The organism is Microbispora oryzae (assembly GCF_017896165.1).
Lineage (GTDB): Bacteria > Actinomycetota > Actinomycetes > Streptosporangiales > Streptosporangiaceae > Microbispora > Microbispora oryzae.
Window position 1 is genome coordinate 25,651 of sequence record NZ_JAFCNB010000035.1, and the last position, 18,844, is coordinate 44,494.

Consider the following 18,844-nt stretch of genomic DNA (forward strand, 5'->3'; position numbering starts at 1 on the left):
AGGCGCTTGTCACGGCCCACAACCCCTAGCCGACTCGAATACCCGAGACTTTCGGACGCATGCTTTCCACTAATGCGCCGGTGTTTATACTGGCCCCGTGTCCGGCCGCGAATCCCTGCGACTTCGGCGCCCCCGTCATCGACTCGAACGCCGTGCCCTCGGCTGGTGGACCGTCCAGGCGGCCGTCGTCGTGCTGCCTCCGGTCGTGGTGCTGGCGGCGCTGACCGCGCTGATCCCGCCTGCCCGCACGTGGCTGGGGCTCAGCCTCGCGGTCGTCGCCGTGGCCGGGCTGGCGTACCTGCTGGCGATGCCGGCCTGGCGATACCGCGTTCACCGGTGGGAGACGACCGACGACGCGGTCTACGCGATGTCCGGCTGGTTCTGGCAGCGGGCCAGGATCGCGCCGGTCGCCAGGATCCAGACCGTCGACACCACCAGCGGCCCCATCCAGCGGATGTTCGGCCTGGCCGGACTCGTGGTGACCACCGCGTCCGCGGCCGGTCCCGTCCGGATCCAGGGCCTGGACCGCCGGGTCGCGGCCGAACTGGCGGAGTCGCTGGCCGCCCAAGCCCAGGCCGTGCCCGGGGACGGGCAGTGACCGGGCCGGAGTGGCAGCGGCTTGACCCGCGGATGCTGGCGATCAGCCTCACCTGGCTGGTCCCGCCGGTCTGCTCCACCCTGCTGACCCTGCTGATCACCGGCGGCAGTCTCGACCTGGCCGCGGTGATCACGCTCGGCTCCATCGGCCTGACCTTCCTGATCGTCGCGGTGGTGTTCGGCGCCCGGCTGCTGACCACCCGGTTCCGGATCACCGGCGACCGCGTGGAGTTGCGCAGCGGCGCGTTCGTCCGGCGGCACCGCGCGGTGCCCCGCGAGCGGATCCGCAGCGTCGACGTCACGGCGAGCCCCTTCCACCGGGCGCTCGGGCTGCGTGTGGTCCGGATCAGCGCGGGCACCCACGTGGCGGCCGAGAGCCGGCACCTGACCCTCGACGGCGTGTCCAGGGACGGCGCCGAGCGGCTGCGCCGGCTTCTTGCGCCGGACGGGGCGTCGGCGGACACCGCGCTGGCCGTCCTGCGCCTGCGCTGGCTGCGGTACGCGCCGCTGACCCTCTGGGGCGTGGCCGGAGTCGGCTTCGTCGCGGGCGGGTTCGCCCGGCTGCTCGACTCCCTGCGGATCAACCCGGCCGAGGTGGGGTTTCTCCGCTCCGCCTGGTCGGGCCTGACGGGCCTGCCGCTCTGGGCCGCGATCACCGTGCCGGTCCTGGCCGTCGTACTGCTGGGCGCGCTCACCTCGCTGGTGACGTTCGCCGAGACGTGGTGGGACTACCGGCTGGAGGCGGCCGGCGGCGACGCGCTCCGGCTGCGCCGCGGCCTGTTCAGCACGCGGTCGCTCTGGCTGGAGCGCCGCCGGCTCCGCGGCGTCCAGATCACCGAGCCGTTGCCGCTGCGGCTGGCCCGGGGCGCCCGGCTCAATGCGATCGCCGTCGGGCTGGGCGCCGCCGACGACCGGTCGACCTCGGCGAAGAGCGCGCTGCTGCCGCCGGCGTCACGGCGGGAGACGGACCGGGTGGCCGCGGCCGTCCTCCGCGAGGAACCGGGATTCCTGACCGGGCTGCGGCTGGCCCCGGCGCCCCGGGCGGCCCTCCGCCGCCGGGTCACCTGGGGTCTGGCCGCGGTCGCGCTGGTCGAGGCGCCTCTGGTGATACTCGGCGTGCTCCTGACCGAGGTGCTGCTCCACATCGCCTGGATTTCGAGCGTGGTGCTGGTGCCGGTGGCCCTGGCCGCGGCGGTCGACGCGTACCGCAACCTCGGCTCCGCCCTGCTCGGCCGTTATCTGGTCACCCGTTGCGGCACCTACGGCCGGCGTACCGTGCTGCTCGACCGGTCGGGGATCCTCGCCTGGAGCGTCGACCAGTCGGCGTTCCAGCGCCGGGCCGGTCTGGCCACGCTGGTCGCCATGGTCGGCGCCGGCCGGGGCGGATACAAGATCCGCGACGTGTCTCTCGCCGACGGTCTCGCGCTCGTGCGAGAAGCGACGCCCGGGGCGTTCGAGTGGTTGCTCGAACCGACACAGCTCCTGGAATCGACACAGCTCCTCGAACCGATACCGGACGACCGTTCCGGTCCGGCCGGGGACGTATCCAGCCTGCCCGGCGGCCCCGCACTCTGACACCCTGCCAGGGACTCGCAGGTGTTTCTCGGCGGGGCCCTCGCGGGGCACGATCCGACGGCGGGCCGAAGCCGCGCGCGACCACCCGCCACCGACACATCCGACTCGGGCCTGCGTCCACCGGCGGCCTCGCCTGATAGCCCGGAGCTCAGGGGGTGCGCGGTTCGTGTTGTTCGTCTGCCGCAGGTGCTTTCGCTGTTCGCCCGGTCGCGGATTGCGGGTTTTCCACAACCCACGGAGCTCTCCGAAAACTGTCGGTGACGGTCGGTAGTGTGTCGAACATGCGATCGGACTGATGGTGGGAAGAGGGTGTTCCGGTGTCGGCGGTTCGTGACTCTGGCGTCGGTGGTGTTGCCGGCGTCACCGGCTCCACTGAGGTGGACGGCGTCGCCATGTCTGTGGACGTGGGAGCGGGTCGTGATGTCGGCTCCCTCGGGTCCTTCGGCTCGGATAGGCGTGTCCCGGCGGATGGGGTGCCGTCTCCGCTGGCGGGCACGTGCCTGGATCCTCGCTTCCGCTCCCAGCCGGTGGGACGGCCGGGTGACGACCCGCGCGCGGCTGATCCGGACGGTGGCGCTACTGGCAGTGCGGCCGGTGGCACGCCCGGTGACGGGCGCGATGACGCGGCCGGTGACGTCGCGGCCGGCGACGCCCCCAACGAGGCGGGGGGTGATGTGGCGGATGTGGTGCTGGGTTTGGTCGCGGGGATGGCGCGTGCGGGGGTGCCGGGCAGTGCGGCGGTGTGTTTTCGCGAGGCGGAGACGCTGATTCAGGCGATGGATGTGATGGGTGCGCTGGTGGCGGGCCGGTTGCGTCGGGTGGATGTGACGGGTGAGGCGAAGTCTCAGGGGCATGCCTCCACCGCTTCGTGGCTCCGCTCAGGCAGACCGAGCACGCCCCAACCGGCCGCATCAGCGCCGGACTCTCCCGCACGGGACTCTCCCGCACGGGACGCGTCTGCGTCGGGCATGTCTGTGTCGAGCGAGGCGGATACCGGTGCAGGGCCACCGGGCGCGCCGGACGTGCTGGGCGAGCCGGACGTTCTGGGGGCGCGGGGCGTGCCGGGAGCGCCGTGGGTGGTCCGGCGTGGTCCTGGAATGACCGGGGCGCAGGCGTCGCGGTGGTTGCGCCTCGCCACGGAGGTGGCCCGCCTTCCCCTGGTCGAGGAACGCTACGGGGCCGGGTCCCTGTCCGGCGGAGCGGTCGATGTGATCACGGCGGTGACGGCGAAGCTGACCGACACGCAGGCGGCGGAGGCCGAGCCGATCCTGGTGCGCTTGTCCGACAGCGCGTCGTGTGCGGAGGTGGCCAAGGCCGGCCGGTACATCCGGGAGATCCTCGACCCCGGCACCCTGGTCGAGGAGTGTGAGGACGACTACGCCTCCCGGTTCCTGCTGCTCCGCCCCTCCAGCACCGGCGGCGTGGAGGGTGAGTTCCGCCTGCCCAGGGAAGCTGCCGCGCGGCTGCGGGAGTTCATGACCGCCTATGCCCGGCCCAAGGACAAGGACGACGACCGGCCGCTCCGCGTCCGCCAGGCAGACGCGTTCGCCGCCCTGCTGAGTGAGAAGGTCTCCACCGAACTCGTCGTCTTCGTCCGCGCCGAGTCCCTCCCCGACGACATCCACGCCCCTGCCGGCACACAGAACGCCTCACCAGCCCTAACGCAGGACGCCGGGTCGATCGCCGAGCCGACCGGCACCGACCCGGACCTGACCAGTGCACGTAGTGCCCCGGATTCAGACAGTGCGGCGCGAGCACGCGACGACGGCGACATGGGTCCCACGGCCGATACGGGCCGAGACGGTCCAAACGACGATGCTCGTCCACCCGACGTCGCCGCCATCACCGAAGACGCGGGCGCGGAGGTGGGGGATGAGGCCGCCGGAGCGCGCGCTGACGCGTGCCGGACGTGCGGACATGCCCCCGACAGGTTGGCTCCGGGCCTGCTGGTCGCGACCGGGCAGTTGCTGCCGGTGAGTGACGTGCACCGGCTGGCGCGGACCTCGCGGTTGACCCGGCTGGTGATGGACGCAAAGGGTCAGGTGCTGGACATGGGGCGTTCGGTGCGACTGGCCACCCCCGCCCAGCGGAAGGCGCTTCTGGCGCAGTACGCGACCTGTTACTGCCAGGGCTGTCCGATCCCGGCCGACATGGCCGAAGTCGACCACGTCCAGGGCTGGATCGACGACGGCGTCACCAACCTCGACCTGCTGGCCCCCGCCTGCACCTTCCACAACCGCGACAAATTCACCCACCCCCACCGCTACACCACCCACCGCAACCCCGACGACACCTGGACCCTCCTCTACCACCCACGAAGCCGACTCCGACCAACCGGGCCACCCAGCCGCCGGGATGACAGCCGCGAGCAGAACACCGGGAAAGGCCGCCCAGACAGACACCGGAACAGAAACCCGGGATAGACAGACGCCGGGGACAGACACCTGGGACAGACACCTGGGACGGACTCCAGGGACAGGCGGGCTGCGACACCCGACTGAGCCCCTGGCATCAATCCGCTAGGGGTGCGATAGGAGCTGTGGGGATAGGTGCCGGTGGCTAGCGTCGCCCAACGGTATGGGCTATTCGCTGTTCTTTTCGCCGAATGGTGGGCGCTAGATGATGAGTTCGTCCGGGGAGTTCGGGGCACCTGCGTCGGCCGGTGACGGGGCGGGGACGGAGCTGCGGCAGCGGCTGGCCGGCCTGCCGGAGCCGGAGGCGCAGCGGATGCTCACCGGTCTGGTGACCGAGCTCGCCGCGGCCGCGCTACGCCGCCCGGCCGGTGAGACGGTCGCGGCCGACGGCACGTTCTTCGAGACCGGGCTCGACTCGCTGACCGCGGTGGAACTGCACGGCAGGTTGACCGCCGCGACCGGCCTGGCCCTGCCGGTGACGTTGGCGTTCGACTACCCCACGCCGGCCGCGCTCGCCCGCCACCTCTACGCCGAACTGCTCGGCCTCGCCCCCGAACGGGTCGACGTCGCCGCCGCCGGGCACGCCGACGAGCCGATCGCGATCGTGGGCATGGCGTGCCGGTTCCCCGGCGGCGTCCGGTCACCCGAGGCGCTCTGGCGTCTCGTGGAGTCCGAGACCGACGCGATCGGCGATTTCCCCACGGACCGGGGATGGGACCTCGACGCGCTCTACTCCGCCGATCCCGACCAGCCCGGCACCAGCTACACCCGGCGGGGTGGGTTCCTCTACGACGCGGCGGAGTTCGACGCCGACTTCTTCGGGATCAACCCGCGTGAGGCCCTGGCCATGGACGCCCAGCAGCGCCTCGTCCTCGAAACCTCCTGGGAGGCACTGGAGCGGGCCGGCATCCCGCCGGAGACGCTGCGCGAGCAGCGCGTAGGCGTCTTCGTCGGCGCGGAGGCCCAGGAGTACGGGCCGCGGCTGCAGGACGCCGCAGACGGCCTGGAGGGTTATCTCGTCACGGGGACCGCGGGCAGCGTCGCGTCCGGCCGGGTCTCGTACGCCCTCGGCCTGCAGGGCCCGGCGCTCACGATCGACACCGCGTGTTCGTCGTCGCTGGTCGCGCTGCACCTGGCCGCGCAGGCGCTGCGCCAGGGCGAGTGTTCGATGGCGCTGGCCGGCGGCGTCGCCGTGATGGCCAGCCCGGCGTCGTTCGTGGCGTTCTCCCGGCAGCGTGGCCTGGCCGCCGACGGCCGGTGCAAGCCGTTCTCCGCCGCCGCCGATGGCACCGGCTGGGCTGAGGGCGTCGGCATGCTGCTGGTCGAGCGGCTCTCCTCGGCGCGGGCCGCCGGCCGCCGGATCCTCGCCGTGATCCGCGGCTCGGCCGTCAACCAGGATGGCGCGTCCAACGGCCTGACCGCACCGAACGGTGTGTCGCAGCAGCGGGTGATCCGGCAGGCCCTGGCCAACGCGCGGCTGGACGCGGCCGACGTCGACGCGGTCGAGGCGCACGGTACCGGGACCACGCTCGGCGACCCGATCGAGGCGCAGGCGCTGCTGGCCACCTACGGTCAGGACCGGGTCCGGCCGCTGTGGCTCGGATCGATCAAATCCAACATCGGTCACACCCAGGCCGCGGCCGGGGTGGGCGGTGTCATCAAGATGGTGGAGGCGCTCCAGCACGGGGTGCTGCCGAAGACCCTGCACGTGGACGAGCCGACACCGCACGTCGACTGGCGAGCGGGCACCGTGCGGCTGCTCACCGATACCCAGCCCTGGCCCGAGACCGACCGGCCGCGACGCGCGGCGGTGTCCTCGTTCGGCATGAGCGGCACCAACGCCCACCTCATCCTCGAAGCGCCTGCGTCTGAGGACATGGCTGGGGATGCGGCGCCCGGTGCGGCGGATCCGGGGTCGGGCTCGGCGGTGACCGGGCCGTTCGCGCTGCCGGTTTCTGGACGCACGCCGGAGGCGCTCGCCGCCCAGGCCGCGAACCTGCTGGCCCGATTGGATGAGCCGGACGCCGGTCTGGCCGACCTGGGCTTCTCGCTGGCCACCACGCGGACCCACTTCGCCCACCGCGCCGTCGTGCTCGGCACGGATCGTGAGCAGGCGGCGCTGGGCCTCGCCGCGCTCGCCGGCGGGGAACCGTCCGCGCAGGTCGTCTCCGGGATCGCGACGGGAGGCCGCACCGCATTTCTGTTCACCGGCCAGGGCTCGCAGCGGCTCGCTATGGGCCGCGAACTGTACGCCGCTCAGCCGGTGTTCGCCGCGGCCTTCGACGAGGCCGCCTGGTATCTCGACCTGCAGCTCGACCGGCCGCTGGCCGACGCGCTCGCCGACGAGGAACTGCTCGGCCAGACCGGCTACGCACAGCCGGCGATCTTCGCGGTGGAAGTGGCGTTGTTCGCGCTGGCCCGGCACTGGGGATTCACCCCGGACGTACTGATCGGGCACTCCATCGGCGAGATCGCGGCCGCGCATGCCGCCGGGGTGCTGTCGATCTCCGACGCCGCGGCGCTGGTCGGCGCGCGCGGCCGGTTGATGCAGGCGCTTCCCGCCGGTGGGGCGATGCTCGCGGTGCAGGCGTCCGAGGACGAGGTGCGTGCGGCGTTCCCCGATGTCGACATCGCGGCGGTCAACGGGCCGGGTGCCGTGGTGCTGTCCGGGATCGAGGCGGACATCGAGCGGGTCGCCGCCGCTGCCGGCGAGCGCGGCTGGAAGGCCACTCGCCTGCGGACCAGCCACGCCTTCCACTCGCGGCTGATGGAGCCGATGCTCGCGGACTTCCGCCGGGTGCTGCGCTTCCTGACCTTCCGCGAGCCGAAGCTGCCGATCGTCTCGACGGTCACGGGCCGCCCGGTCGAGCGGGGACAGTGGAGCGACCCCGAATACTGGGTCGAGCAGGTCCGCCGGCCGGTCCGCTTCGCCGACGCGCTCGCCGCACTGGACGGCGTCACAAGCTACCTGGAGCTCGGGCCGGACGCCGTACTGACCGCGCTGGCCCAGCAGGCGGCCCCGGACGCGGTGTGCGTATCGCTGCTGCGCCGCGACCGCGACGAGGCCGTCACCGCGGCCGGGGCACTGGCCGCCCTGCACGTCAACGGCGTGGCGGTGAACTGGCCGACCGTGTTCTCCCCGGCCGTGACGTTCACCCAGCCCCGGGTCGTGGACCTGCCGACCTACGCGTTCCAGCGGCAGCGCTTCTGGCTGGGGAGCGCTCCGGCCCGGAACGGTGCCACCGACCCCGGCGACGCGGCCTTCTGGGCTGCGGTCGACCGTGCCGACCTGCCCGCGCTCGCCGCGGAGCTGGGAGTCGGCACCGAGGCCGTGGCCGGTGTGCTGCCCGCGCTCGCATCCTGGCGGGCCCGGGGCAGGGAGCGCTCGCTGGTCGACGGCTGGCGGTACCGGATCACGTGGCGGCCGGCGAGTGATCCGGCGCGTGATCCGGCGAAGGCCGGGCTCTCCGGTACGTGGGCCCTGGCGGGTGAGGACGTCCACGGCCTCGGGGCGGTGCTGTCCGGGCTGGGCGCGATGGTCGTGCCGTTGACTGACGTGCTGATGACTGACATGCAGTTGAGTGGCGTGTCGCTCACTGACGGAGCCGCCGCGGCCGGGCGGGACCTCGCCGGTGTGGTGGCGTCTTCGGCGTCTCCGGCGGAGGCCCTGGCATTGGTCCAAGCGCTGGCGACCGCCGGGTGCCGGGCTCCGTTGTGGCTGGTGACCCGGGGCGCGGTGGCCACCGGCCGGGCGGACGGCGCGGTGGACGTCGGCCAGGCCGCGCTGTGGGGGTTCGGCCGGGTGATCGGGCTGGAACACCCCGAGCTCTGGGGCGGCCTGCTCGACCTGCCCGAAGTGATCGACGCGCGGTCGGCGGCACGGATCGGGGCGGTGCTGGCCGGGACGCTGGGGCCCGAGGACCAGGTCGCGGTGCGCGGCGGCGGCGTGCTGGTACGGCGGCTGGAGCGGGCGCCGGCCGCTTCCGGGCGGGCGTGGCGTCCGCGCGGGACGATTCTGATCACCGGCGGTACGGGTGGGCTCGGCGCGCGGGTGGCGCGGTGGGCGGCGGCCAATGGTGCCGAGCGGTTGGTGCTGGTGTCGCGCCGAGGTGGGGACGCGCCGGGAGCGGCGGAGTTGCTGGCTGAACTGCCGAACGCCGAGGCGCATGCGTGTGATCTGGCCGATCGGCCGGCGGTGGAGGCGTTGCTGGCCACGGTCGGCTCGGTCGACGCGGTGGTCCACGCGGCCGGCGTCGGCGAGGACGCGACCCTGGCCGACGCCGACCGGGCGCATCTCGACCGGGTGATCCGCGGCAAGGTCGACGGGGCGTCGCATCTGGACGCGCTGGTCGGCGACGTCGACGCGTTCGTGGTGTTCTCCTCCATCTCCGGGATCTGGGGGAGCAGGGGGCAGGCGGCCTACGGCGCGGCCAACGCGGCCCTGGACGCCCTCGTCGAGCGCCGTCGCGCGGCCGGTCGGCCCGGAACGGCGGTCGCCTGGGGGCCGTGGGCCGAGATCGGCATGGCCGCAGATCAGGGCGAGACCGAGTTGCTGCGACGGCAGGGCCTGGTCCCGCTCGCGCCCGCCCACGCGATCGCCGCCCTGGCCGGCGCGATCGGCGCCGGGGACACCACGGTCACCGTCGCCGACGTCCGATGGGCGGAGTTCCTGCCGCTGTTCACGGCGGCTCGGGCGCGTCCGCTGTTCGACGAGGTGCCCGAGGCGGAGACGTTCGCGGGCGGCGGGTCGGTGTTCTCCGCGTTCGGACAGAAACTGGCGGGTCTGCCCGCCGCTGATCGCGGGCGGGTGGTGGCCGATCTGGTGCGCGCCCATGTGGCCGCGGTGCTGGGTCACTCGTCGGGTGAGGCGGTGGCGCCGGGCCGGGCGTTCAAGGAGCTGGGCTTCGACTCGCTGACCGCGGTGGAGCTGCGCAACCGGCTGCAGGCGGCGACGGGCCTGGTGCTGCCCGCGACGCTGGCGTTCGACTACCCGAGTGCCGAACGGCTGGCGGCCCACGTACTCGACGAGGTCAGCGGTTCCGTCGACGCGGTGATCACGCCGGGGACGGGTGCCGTTGCCGCCGGTGACGACGATCCGGTTGTGATCGTGGGGATGGGGTGCCGGTTCCCGGGTGGGGCGGACACGCCTGAGGCGTTGTGGGAGTTGGTGGCCTCGGGTTCTGACGCGATCGGGGGTTTTCCGGCTGATCGTGGGTGGGATCTGGAGGGGCTTTATCATCCGGATCCGGATCATGCGGGGACGTCGTATACGCGGCATGGTGGGTTCCTGTACGAGGCGGCGGATTTCGACGCGGGGTTGTTCGGGATCAGCCCGCGTGAGGCGCTGGCGATGGACCCGCAGCAGCGGCTGCTGCTGGAGACCTCCTGGGAGGCGCTGGAGCGCGGCGGCCTCGACCCGCTGTCGCTCCGCGGCGCGCAGATCGGCGTTTTCGCCGGCTCCAACGGTCAGGACTACGCCGCCCAGCGGCACGATGTCCCCACCGATCTTGAGGGATATCTCGGCACCGGAACCGCGGGCAGTGTCGTCTCGGGGCGGATCTCCTACACGTTCGGGCTCGAAGGCCCGGCGATGACGGTCGATACGGCGTGTTCGTCGTCGTTGGTGGCGTTGCATCTGGCGGTGCAGGCCCTGCGGTCGGGCGAGTGCTCGATGGCGCTGGTCGGCGGCGTCACGGTGATGGCCACTCCCGACGCGTTCCTCGACTTCAGCCGGCAGCGCGGGCTGTCCGTCGACGGGCGGTGCAAGCCGTTCGCGGCGGCGGCGGACGGCACCGGGTGGGCCGAGGGCGCGGGCATGCTGCTGGTGGAGCGGTTGTCGTCGGCGCGGGCGGCGGGTCGCCGGGTGCTGGCGGTGGTGCGGGGCACCGCGGTGAACCAGGACGGCGCGTCGAACGGGCTGACGGCGCCGAACGGTCCGTCGCAGCAGCGGGTGATCCGCGCGGCCCTCGCTTCGGCGGGGTTGTCGGCCTCGGATGTGGATGCGGTGGAGGCGCACGGCACCGGCACGACGTTGGGTGACCCGATCGAGGCGCAGGCTCTACTTGCCACCTATGGTCAGGGTCGGGAGCAGCCATTGTGGCTGGGGTCGGTGAAGTCGAACATCGGTCACACCCAGGCTGCCGCCGGGGTCGCGGGGATCATCAAGATGGTTCAAGCGATGCGGCACGATCTGCTGCCCGCGACCTTGCACGTGGACGAGCCGTCGGCCCATGTGGACTGGTCGGCCGGGAGTGTCGAGCTGCTGACGGAGGCCCGGCCCTGGCTCGTGGGGGATCGGCCGCGTCGGGCGGGTGTGTCGGCGTTCGGCGTGAGCGGCACGAACGCGCACGTGATCCTGGAGGAGCCTCCGGCCGCGGAACCTGTGACCGCCCCGGGGCCGGCCGTGCAGCTGCCGGTGGTGCCGGTGCTGGTCTCCGGTCAGACCGAGAACGCGTTGCGGGCGCAGGCACAGCGGCTGCGTGCGATGGCGGACGCCGACCTGGCCGGAGTCGGTCTCGCCTCGGTCCGCCGCGGCGCGCTTCCGCATCGTGCGGTGGTGCTCGCGGGTGACGCCGAGGGGTTGGCCTCTGGTCTGGATGCGATTGTGTCCGGTACGGGTGCTCTGAGCGGGGTGGTTCGGGCTGGCCGGGTTGGGTTCTTGTTCACGGGTCAGGGTGCGCAGCGGGTTGGGATGGGCCGGGGGTTGTATGGGGCGTTCCCGGTGTTCGCGGATGCGTTTGATCAGGTGGCGTTGCATGTGGACGCGTATCTGGATCGGCCGTTGGTGGAGGTGCTGGCCGATGAGGGGTTGATTGATCAGACGGGGTATGCGCAGCCGGCGTTGTTCGCGGTGGAGGTGGCGCTGCACGCCCTGGTGGCGTCGTGGGGTGTGGCGGCGGATGTGCTGGTGGGGCATTCGGTCGGGGAGATCGCCGCAGCACACGTTGCAGGAGTGCTGTCGCTGTCCGACGCGGCGACGCTGGTGACCGCGCGGGGCCGGTTGATGCAGGCGCTGCCTGCGGGTGGGGCGATGCTCGCCGTCGGCGCGTCGGAGGCGGAGGTGTTGGGGGCGTTCCCCGACGTCGATGTCGCGGCGGTGAACGGCCCGGACGCGGTGGTGGTGTCCGGGACCGCGGCCGATATCGACCGGGTCGCCGGCCTCGCCGCCGAACGCGGGTGGAAGACAAACAAGCTTCGGACGAGTCATGCGTTCCATTCGCGGTTGATGGAGCCGATGCTGGCGGAGTTCGGGCGGGTGGTTCACGGGTTGGCGTTCGGGGAGCCGTCGGTTGCGGTGGTTTCGACGGTGACGGGCCGGCCGGTGGAGCCGGGGCAGTGGTCGGACCCTCAGTACTGGGTGGAGCAGGTTCGCAAGCCGGTCCGGTTCGCTGAGGCGCTCACTGCCTTGGATGGGGTGGGCAGGTTGGTGGAGCTGGGCCCGGACGGGGTGTTGACCGCGTTGGCCCAGCGGGTGGCTCCGCAGCCGGAGACCGTGGCGGTGCCGCTGCTGCGCCGGGACCGTGACGAGGTCACCACCGCGCTCACCGCGCTTGCGACGCTGCACGTCAACGGCGTCCCGGTCGACTGGACGACGCTGCTTGCCGGAACCGGTGCCCAGCCGGTCGACCTGCCGACGTACGCATTCCAGCGGGAACGGTACTGGCTGGAGAGCCGGCCGGTGAGACCAGCCGCCGCCGACCCGATCGAGGCGGGATTCTGGGCGACGGTGGAGCAGGGCGACGTGCCCGGTCTGGCCGCCCGGCTCGGAGTACCGGCCGCGTCGCTGGAGAACGTGCTGCCCGCGCTGGCGTCCTGGCGGGCGCGTGGCCGTGAGCGGTCCCAGATCGAGGGCTGGCGCTACCGGGTCACCTGGAAGCCCGCCGACCTGCCGTCCGCCGAACTGACCGGACGGTGGGTCCTGGTCGGTGAGGACCGGCACGGGATCGGCGCGGTGCTGTCCGGGCTCGGCGCGTCGGTGACGCGGGTGGCCGCGGGCACCCGGACCGAGCTGGCGACCCGGCTCGCCGGGCTGGAGGCGTCCGGCGTGGTGGCCGGCCCCGCTTCGGTGGGTGAGGCGCTGGCCCTGGTGCAGGCCTTGACGGACGTGCAGAGCACCACCGCGTTGTGGCTGGTGACCCGGAGTGGGGTGGCGACCGGTCGTGCCGATGAGGCGGTCGAGGTCGGCCAGGCCGTGCTGTGGGGGTTCGGCCGGGTCGTCGGCCTGGAGCACCCGGAGTTGTGCGGTGGCCTGCTGGACCTGCCGCAGACGATCGATTCGCGTGCGGCGAAGCGGATCGGGGCGGTGCTGGCCGGGGCGCTCGGCGCGGAGGACCAGGTCGCGGTGCGCGGCGGCGGCGTCCTGGTACGGCGGCTTGAGCACGCCCCGGCGAGTGCGGCACCGGCCTGGCAGCCGCGCGGCACGGTGCTGATCACCGGCGGCACCGGCGGTCTGGGCGCGCAGGTGGCGCGGTGGGCGGCGGCGAACGGCGCCGAGCGGTTGGTGCTGGTGTCCCGGCGCGGCGTGGAGGCGCCCGGTGCGGCGGAGTTGCTGGCCGAGCTGCCCAACGCGCAGGTGTACGCGTGCGATCTGGCCGACCGGGCGGCGGTCGAGGAACTGCTGGCCGCGGTCGGCCAGGTCGACGCCGTGGTGCACGCCGCCGGCGTCGCGGCCGACGTGCCGTTGCGAGACGCGGACGAGGCCCACTTCCGTACGGTCCTGTCCGGCAAGGTGGACGGCGCCCTGCACCTGGACGCGCTGGTCGGCGACATCGACGCGTTCGTGGTGTTCTCCTCGATCTCCGGGATCTGGGGCAGCGCCGAACAGGCCGCCTACGGCGCGGCCAATGCGGCTCTCGACGGGCTCGTCGCCCGGCGGCGTGCCCGCGGACTGCCGGGGACCGCGGTCGCCTGGGGGCCGTGGGCCGAGGTCGGCATGGCCGCCGACGACCAGGTCGCGACCCAGCTGCGCCGACGTGGCCTGCTGCCGCTGGACCCGGGGCGGGCACTGGCCGCCCTGGCCGATGCGGTGGGCGGCGACGAGGGTGCGCTGACGATCGCAGACGTCCGCTGGGACGAGTTCGTGCCGGTGTTCGCCGCCGCCCGGACGCGTCCGCTCTTCGACGAGCTGCCCGAGGCGCGGACGCCCACGGTCGCCGGGACGGTCTTCTCCACGTTCGGCCAGCGGCTGGCCGGCCTGCCCGCCGGTGAACGGGAGCGGCTGGTCGCCGATCTGGTACGCACGCACGTGGCCGCGGTGCTGGGCCACACGTCGGGTGAGGCGGTGGCGCCGGGCCGGGCGTTCAAGGAGCTGGGCTTCGACTCGCTCACGGCGGTGGAGTTGCGCAACCGGCTGCGGGCCGCGACCGGGCTGACGCTGGCCGCGACGCTGGCGTTCGACTATCCCAGCGCCGAGAGGCTGACCGCGTATCTTCTCGGAGAACTCAGCGGTTCCGTGGAGGCCGTCACCGCGCCGGTGGCCGCCGTCGCCGGTGACGACGATCCGGTTGTGATCGTGGGGATGGGGTGCCGGTTCCCGGGTGGGGCGGATACTCCTGAGGCGTTGTGGGAGTTGGTGGCCTCGGGTTCTGACGCGATCGGTGGTTTTCCGGCTGATCGTGGGTGGGATCTGGAGGGGCTTTATCATCCGGATCCGGATCATGCGGGGACGTCGTACACGCGGCATGGTGGGTTCCTGTACGAGGCGGCGGATTTCGACGCGGGGTTGTTCGGGATCAGCCCGCGTGAGGCGCTGGCGATGGACCCGCAGCAGCGGCTGCTGCTGGAGACCTCCTGGGAGGCGTTCGAACGGGCCGGGATCGATCCCCTGTCGTTGCGGGGCGAACAGGTCGGCGTGTTCGCCGGCGCGAACAGCCTCGACTACGCCAGCAGGGCCGACGTGCTGCCGGAGGGGCTGGAAGGGCATCTGCTGACCGGAACCGCCGCCAGTGTCGTCTCCGGGCGGATCTCCTACACGTTCGGGCTCGAAGGCCCGGCGATGACGGTTGACACGGCGTGTTCGTCGTCGTTGGTGGCGTTGCATCTGGCGGTGCAGGCGCTGCGCTCGGGTGAGTGCTCGATGGCGCTGGTCGGCGGCGTGGCCGTGATGGCGGGGCCAGAGACCTTCGTACAGTTCTCCCGGCAGCGAGGGCTGTCCGCCGACGGGCGGTGCAAGCCGTTCGCGGCGGCGGCGGACGGCACCGGGTGGTCTGAGGGCGCGGGCATGCTGCTGGTCGAGCGGTTGTCGGACGCCCGGCGGCTGGGGCACCCGATCCTGGCGGTGGTGCGGGGGACGGCGGTCAATCAGGACGGCGCGTCGAACGGCCTGACCGCGCCGAACGGCCCGTCGCAGCAGCGGGTGATCCGGGCCGCTCTCGCCTCTGCGGGCCTGTCTTCGCAGGACGTGGACGCGGTGGAGGCGCACGGCACCGGCACCACGCTGGGCGACCCGATCGAGGCGCAGGCGCTGCTGGCCACCTACGGCCGGGATCGGGAGCGACCGTTGTGGCTGGGATCGATCAAGTCGAACATCGGTCACACCCAGGCCGCCGCCGGTATCGCCGGGATCATCAAGATGGTTCAGGCCATGCGGCACGACCTGCTGCCCGAGACCTTGCACGTGGACGAGCCGTCGCCGCATGTCGACTGGACCACGGGCACGATCGAACTGCTCACCTCGGCACAGCCGTGGCAGGCGGGGGATCGGCCGCGGCGGGCGGGCGTCTCGTCGTTCGGGATGAGTGGCACGAACGCCCACGTGATCCTGGAGGAGCCTCCGGCCGCGGAGCCTGTCGCCGCCGCGGGGCCGACCGTACATCTGCCTCTGGTGCCGGTGCTGGTGTCCGGGCACACGGAGGCGGCGCTGCGGGCGCAGGCCGAGCGTGTCCTGCGGGCCGTGACCGACGGCACCGAAAGTACGGACCTGGCCGGGGTGGGCGCCACGTCGATCCGGCGGGCCGCTCTGGCGCATCGGGCGGTGGTGCTCGCGGGCGACGCAGAGGAGTTGGCGTCCGGTCTTGGTGCGGTCGCGGCGGGTGCCGGTGCCGTGCGGGGGACGGCCGGTCCGGGGCGGGTTGGGTTCTTGTTCACGGGTCAGGGTGCGCAGCGGGTTGGGATGGGCCGGGGGTTGTATGGGGCGTTCCCGGTGTTCGCGGATGCCTTTGATCAGGTGGCGTTGCATGTGGACGCGTATCTGGATCGGCCGCTGGCGGAGGTGCTGGCCGATGAGGCGTTGATTGATCAGACGGGGTATGCGCAGCCGGCGTTGTTCGCGGTGGAGGTGGCGCTGCACGCCCTGGTGGCGTCGTGGGGTGTGGCGGCGGATGTGCTGGTGGGGCATTCGGTCGGGGAGATCGCCGCAGCACACGTTGCAGGAGTGCTGTCGCTGTCCGACGCGGCGACGCTGGTGACCGCGCGGGGCCGGTTGATGCAGGCGCTGCCTGCGGGTGGGGCGATGCTCGCGGTCGGCGCGTCCGAAGCAGACGTGCTGGAGGCGTTCCCCGACGTCGATGTCGCGGCGGTGAACGGCCCGGACGCGGTGGTGGTGTCCGGGGCGGCGGCCGATATCGACCGGGTCGCCGGCCTCGCCGCCGAACGCGGGTGGAAGACAAACAAGCTTCGGACGAGTCATGCGTTCCATTCGCGGTTGATGGAGCCGATGCTGGCGGAGTTCGGGCGGGTGGTTCGGGGGTTGGCGTTCGGGGAGCCGTCGGTTGCGGTGGTTTCGACGGTGACGGGCCGGCCGGTGGAGCCGGGGCAGTGGTCGGACCCTCAGTACTGGGTGGAGCAGGTTCGCAAGCCGGTCCGGTTCGCTGAGGCGCTCACTGCCTTGGATGGGGTGGGCAGGTTGGTGGAGCTGGGCCCGGACGGGGTGCTGACCGCGTTGGCCCAGCGGGTGGCTTCGCAGCCGGAGACCGTGGCGGTGCCGTTGCTCCGCCGGGACCGTGACGAGCTCACCACCGCGCTCACCGCGCTTGCGACGCTGCATGTCAACGGTGTTCCGGTCGACTGGAGCGCACTGCACGAGGGCGTCCAGCCGGCGGAACTCCCGACGTACGCCTTCCAACGGGAGCGGTACTGGCCCGACGAGGCGCCCGCCGGTCGGGCCGAGGAGCCGGGACGGGATGACGCCGGCTTCTGGACCACCGTCGAACGCGGTGACCTGCCGGCCCTGGCCCAGCAGCTCGGAGTGGCGACCACTGCGCTCGAAGGCGTGGTCCCCGCGCTGGCGTCCTGGCGGGCGCGGGGCCGGGAACGGTCGCTCGTCGACGGCTGGCGGTACCGGATCGACTGGGAGCCGATGACCGTTCCGGCCCAGGCCCTGCTCTCCGGAGTGTGGGCGGTCGCCGGTGAGGACGTCTACGGACTCGGTGAGGTGCTGGCGCAGCTGGGTGCCTCGGTGCTGCGGGTGACCGGAGCCGAGCAATTCGCGGGCCTCGACCTCGCCGGCCTCATCGCCACCCCCGCGTCCCTCGCGGATGCGCTTAGGTTGGTCCAGGCGTTGGTGGAGGCGGGGTGTCGTGCCCCGTTGTGGTGGGTGACCCGCAACGCGGTGGCCACGGGCCGGGCCGACGGCGCGGTGGAGGTCGATCAGGCGGCGCTGTGGGGCATGGGCCGCGCGGTCGCACTGGAACACCCGGAGTTGTGGGGCGGCCTGCTGGACCTGCCGCAGACAATCGATTCACGGGCGGCGAAGCGGATCGGGGCCGTACTGGCCGGTGCGCTCGGCGCGGAAGACCAGATCGCGGTCCGTGCCGGCGGTGTCCTGGTGCGGCGGCTGGCGTCGGCGCCCGCGTCCGACGCGGGGGAATGGCGGCCGACCGGCACGGTGCTGATCACCGGCGGTACGGGTGGTCTGGGCGCTCAGGTGGCGCGGTGGGCGGCGGCGAATGGCGCCGAGCGGTTGGTGCTGGTGTCGCGGCGTGGCGCTGACGCGCCGGGGGCGGCGGGGTTGCTGGCCGGGCTGCCGAACGCGCAGGCGTATGCGTGTGATCTTGCGGATCGGTCGGCGGTGGAGGAGTTGCTGGCCGTGGTCGGCCGGGTCGACGCGGTGGTGCACGCGGCCGGTGTCGGTGAGGATGTCGCTCTGGTCGACGCGGATGAGGCGCATCTGGATCGGGTGATCAGGGGCAAGGTCGACGGGGCGTTGCATCTGGACGCGCTGGTCGGTGACGTCGACGCGTTCGTGGTCTTCTCCTCGATCTCGGGGATCTGGGGCAGCGCGGAGCAGACGGCGTACGGCGCCGCCAACGCGGCCCTGGACGCGCTGGTCGCCCGACGTCGTGCGAACGGCCGGCCGGGGACGGCGGTTTCCTGGGGTCCCTGGGCCCAGGTCGGCATGGCCGCCGACGAGGACGTGGCCGCCCAGTTGCGCCGCCGTGGACTCACTCCGATGGACCCCGCCCGCGCGCTGACCGCGCTGGCGTTCGCCGTCGGGTCGGATGAGGCGGCCGTGACGGTCGCCGACGTGCGCTGGGCGGAGTTTCTGCCGCTGTTCACCGCTTCCCGCGAGCGGCCGCTGTTCGCGCGGCTGGCCGCCGCCGCGACCGACGCTCCGCAGGCCGAGACCGGTCTCGCCGGTCGGCTCGCGTCGCTGTCCTCGGCGGAACGGCACCGCGCGGTGCTTGACCTGGTGCGGACCGAGGTCGCCGCTGTCCTGGGACATGCTTCCACGGCGGCGATCGAGCCGGATCGGGCGTTCAAGGGGCTGGGGTTCGATTCGCTGACCGCGGTGGAACTGCGGAACCGGTTGCAGGCGGCGACCGGGCTCGTCCTTCCCGCGACGCTGGTGTTCGACTACCCGACCGCCGAACGACTCACCACCTTCGCGCTCGGACGCCTCACGCCGAGCACGCTGGTGTCCGACTCGACCGTCGCCGACGTGATCGCGCCCGCCAGCGACGATCCGATCGTGATCGTGGGTATGGGTCTGCGGCTGCCCGGTGGTGTGGAGACGCCTGAGCAGTTCTGGGATCTGGTCGCCGCCGGCGGGGATGGGATTGGGGCGTTCCCGGCGGATCGTGGCTGGGATCTGGAGGGGCTTTATCACCCGGATCCGGATCATGCGGGGACGTTTTATGCCCGTGAGGGTGGGTTCCTGTATGGGGCGGGTGATTTCGACGCGGGGTTGTTCGGCATCAGTCCGCGTGAGGCGTTGGCGATGGATCCGCAGCAGCGGTTGCTGCTGGAGACGTCGTGGGAGGCGTTCGAGCGGGCGGGGGTCAACCCGCTGGGGTTGCGGGGTGAGCCGGTCGGCGTGTTCG

The 18,844-nt window shown here is 72.7% G+C and carries 4 protein-coding genes; all 4 read left to right on the top strand.

From position 1 onward, the window contains the following. The first annotated feature begins 97 nt into the window (after positions 1-97). Positions 98-598: a PH domain-containing protein gene (locus JOL79_RS32530; RefSeq protein WP_210159779.1), complete on the top strand. Its 501-nt coding sequence runs from the start codon at positions 98-100 to the stop codon at positions 596-598. After that, positions 595-2,172 carry a PH domain-containing protein gene (locus JOL79_RS32535; protein WP_210159780.1) on the top strand — a complete coding sequence of 526 codons (1,578 nt, stop codon included), beginning with the start codon at positions 595-597 and terminating at the stop codon, positions 2,170-2,172. Before JOL79_RS32530 ends, JOL79_RS32535 begins: the two co-directional genes overlap by 4 nt. A gap of 968 nt (positions 2,173-3,140) precedes the next feature. Beyond that, positions 3,141-4,595: an HNH endonuclease signature motif containing protein gene (locus JOL79_RS32540; RefSeq protein WP_210159781.1), complete on the top strand. Its 1,455-nt coding sequence runs from the start codon at positions 3,141-3,143 to the stop codon at positions 4,593-4,595. A gap of 196 nt (positions 4,596-4,791) precedes the next feature. Then, a partial coding sequence (locus JOL79_RS34730) for a type I polyketide synthase (RefSeq protein WP_307848856.1) occupies positions 4,792-18,844 on the top strand: 14,053 nt, incomplete at its 3' end.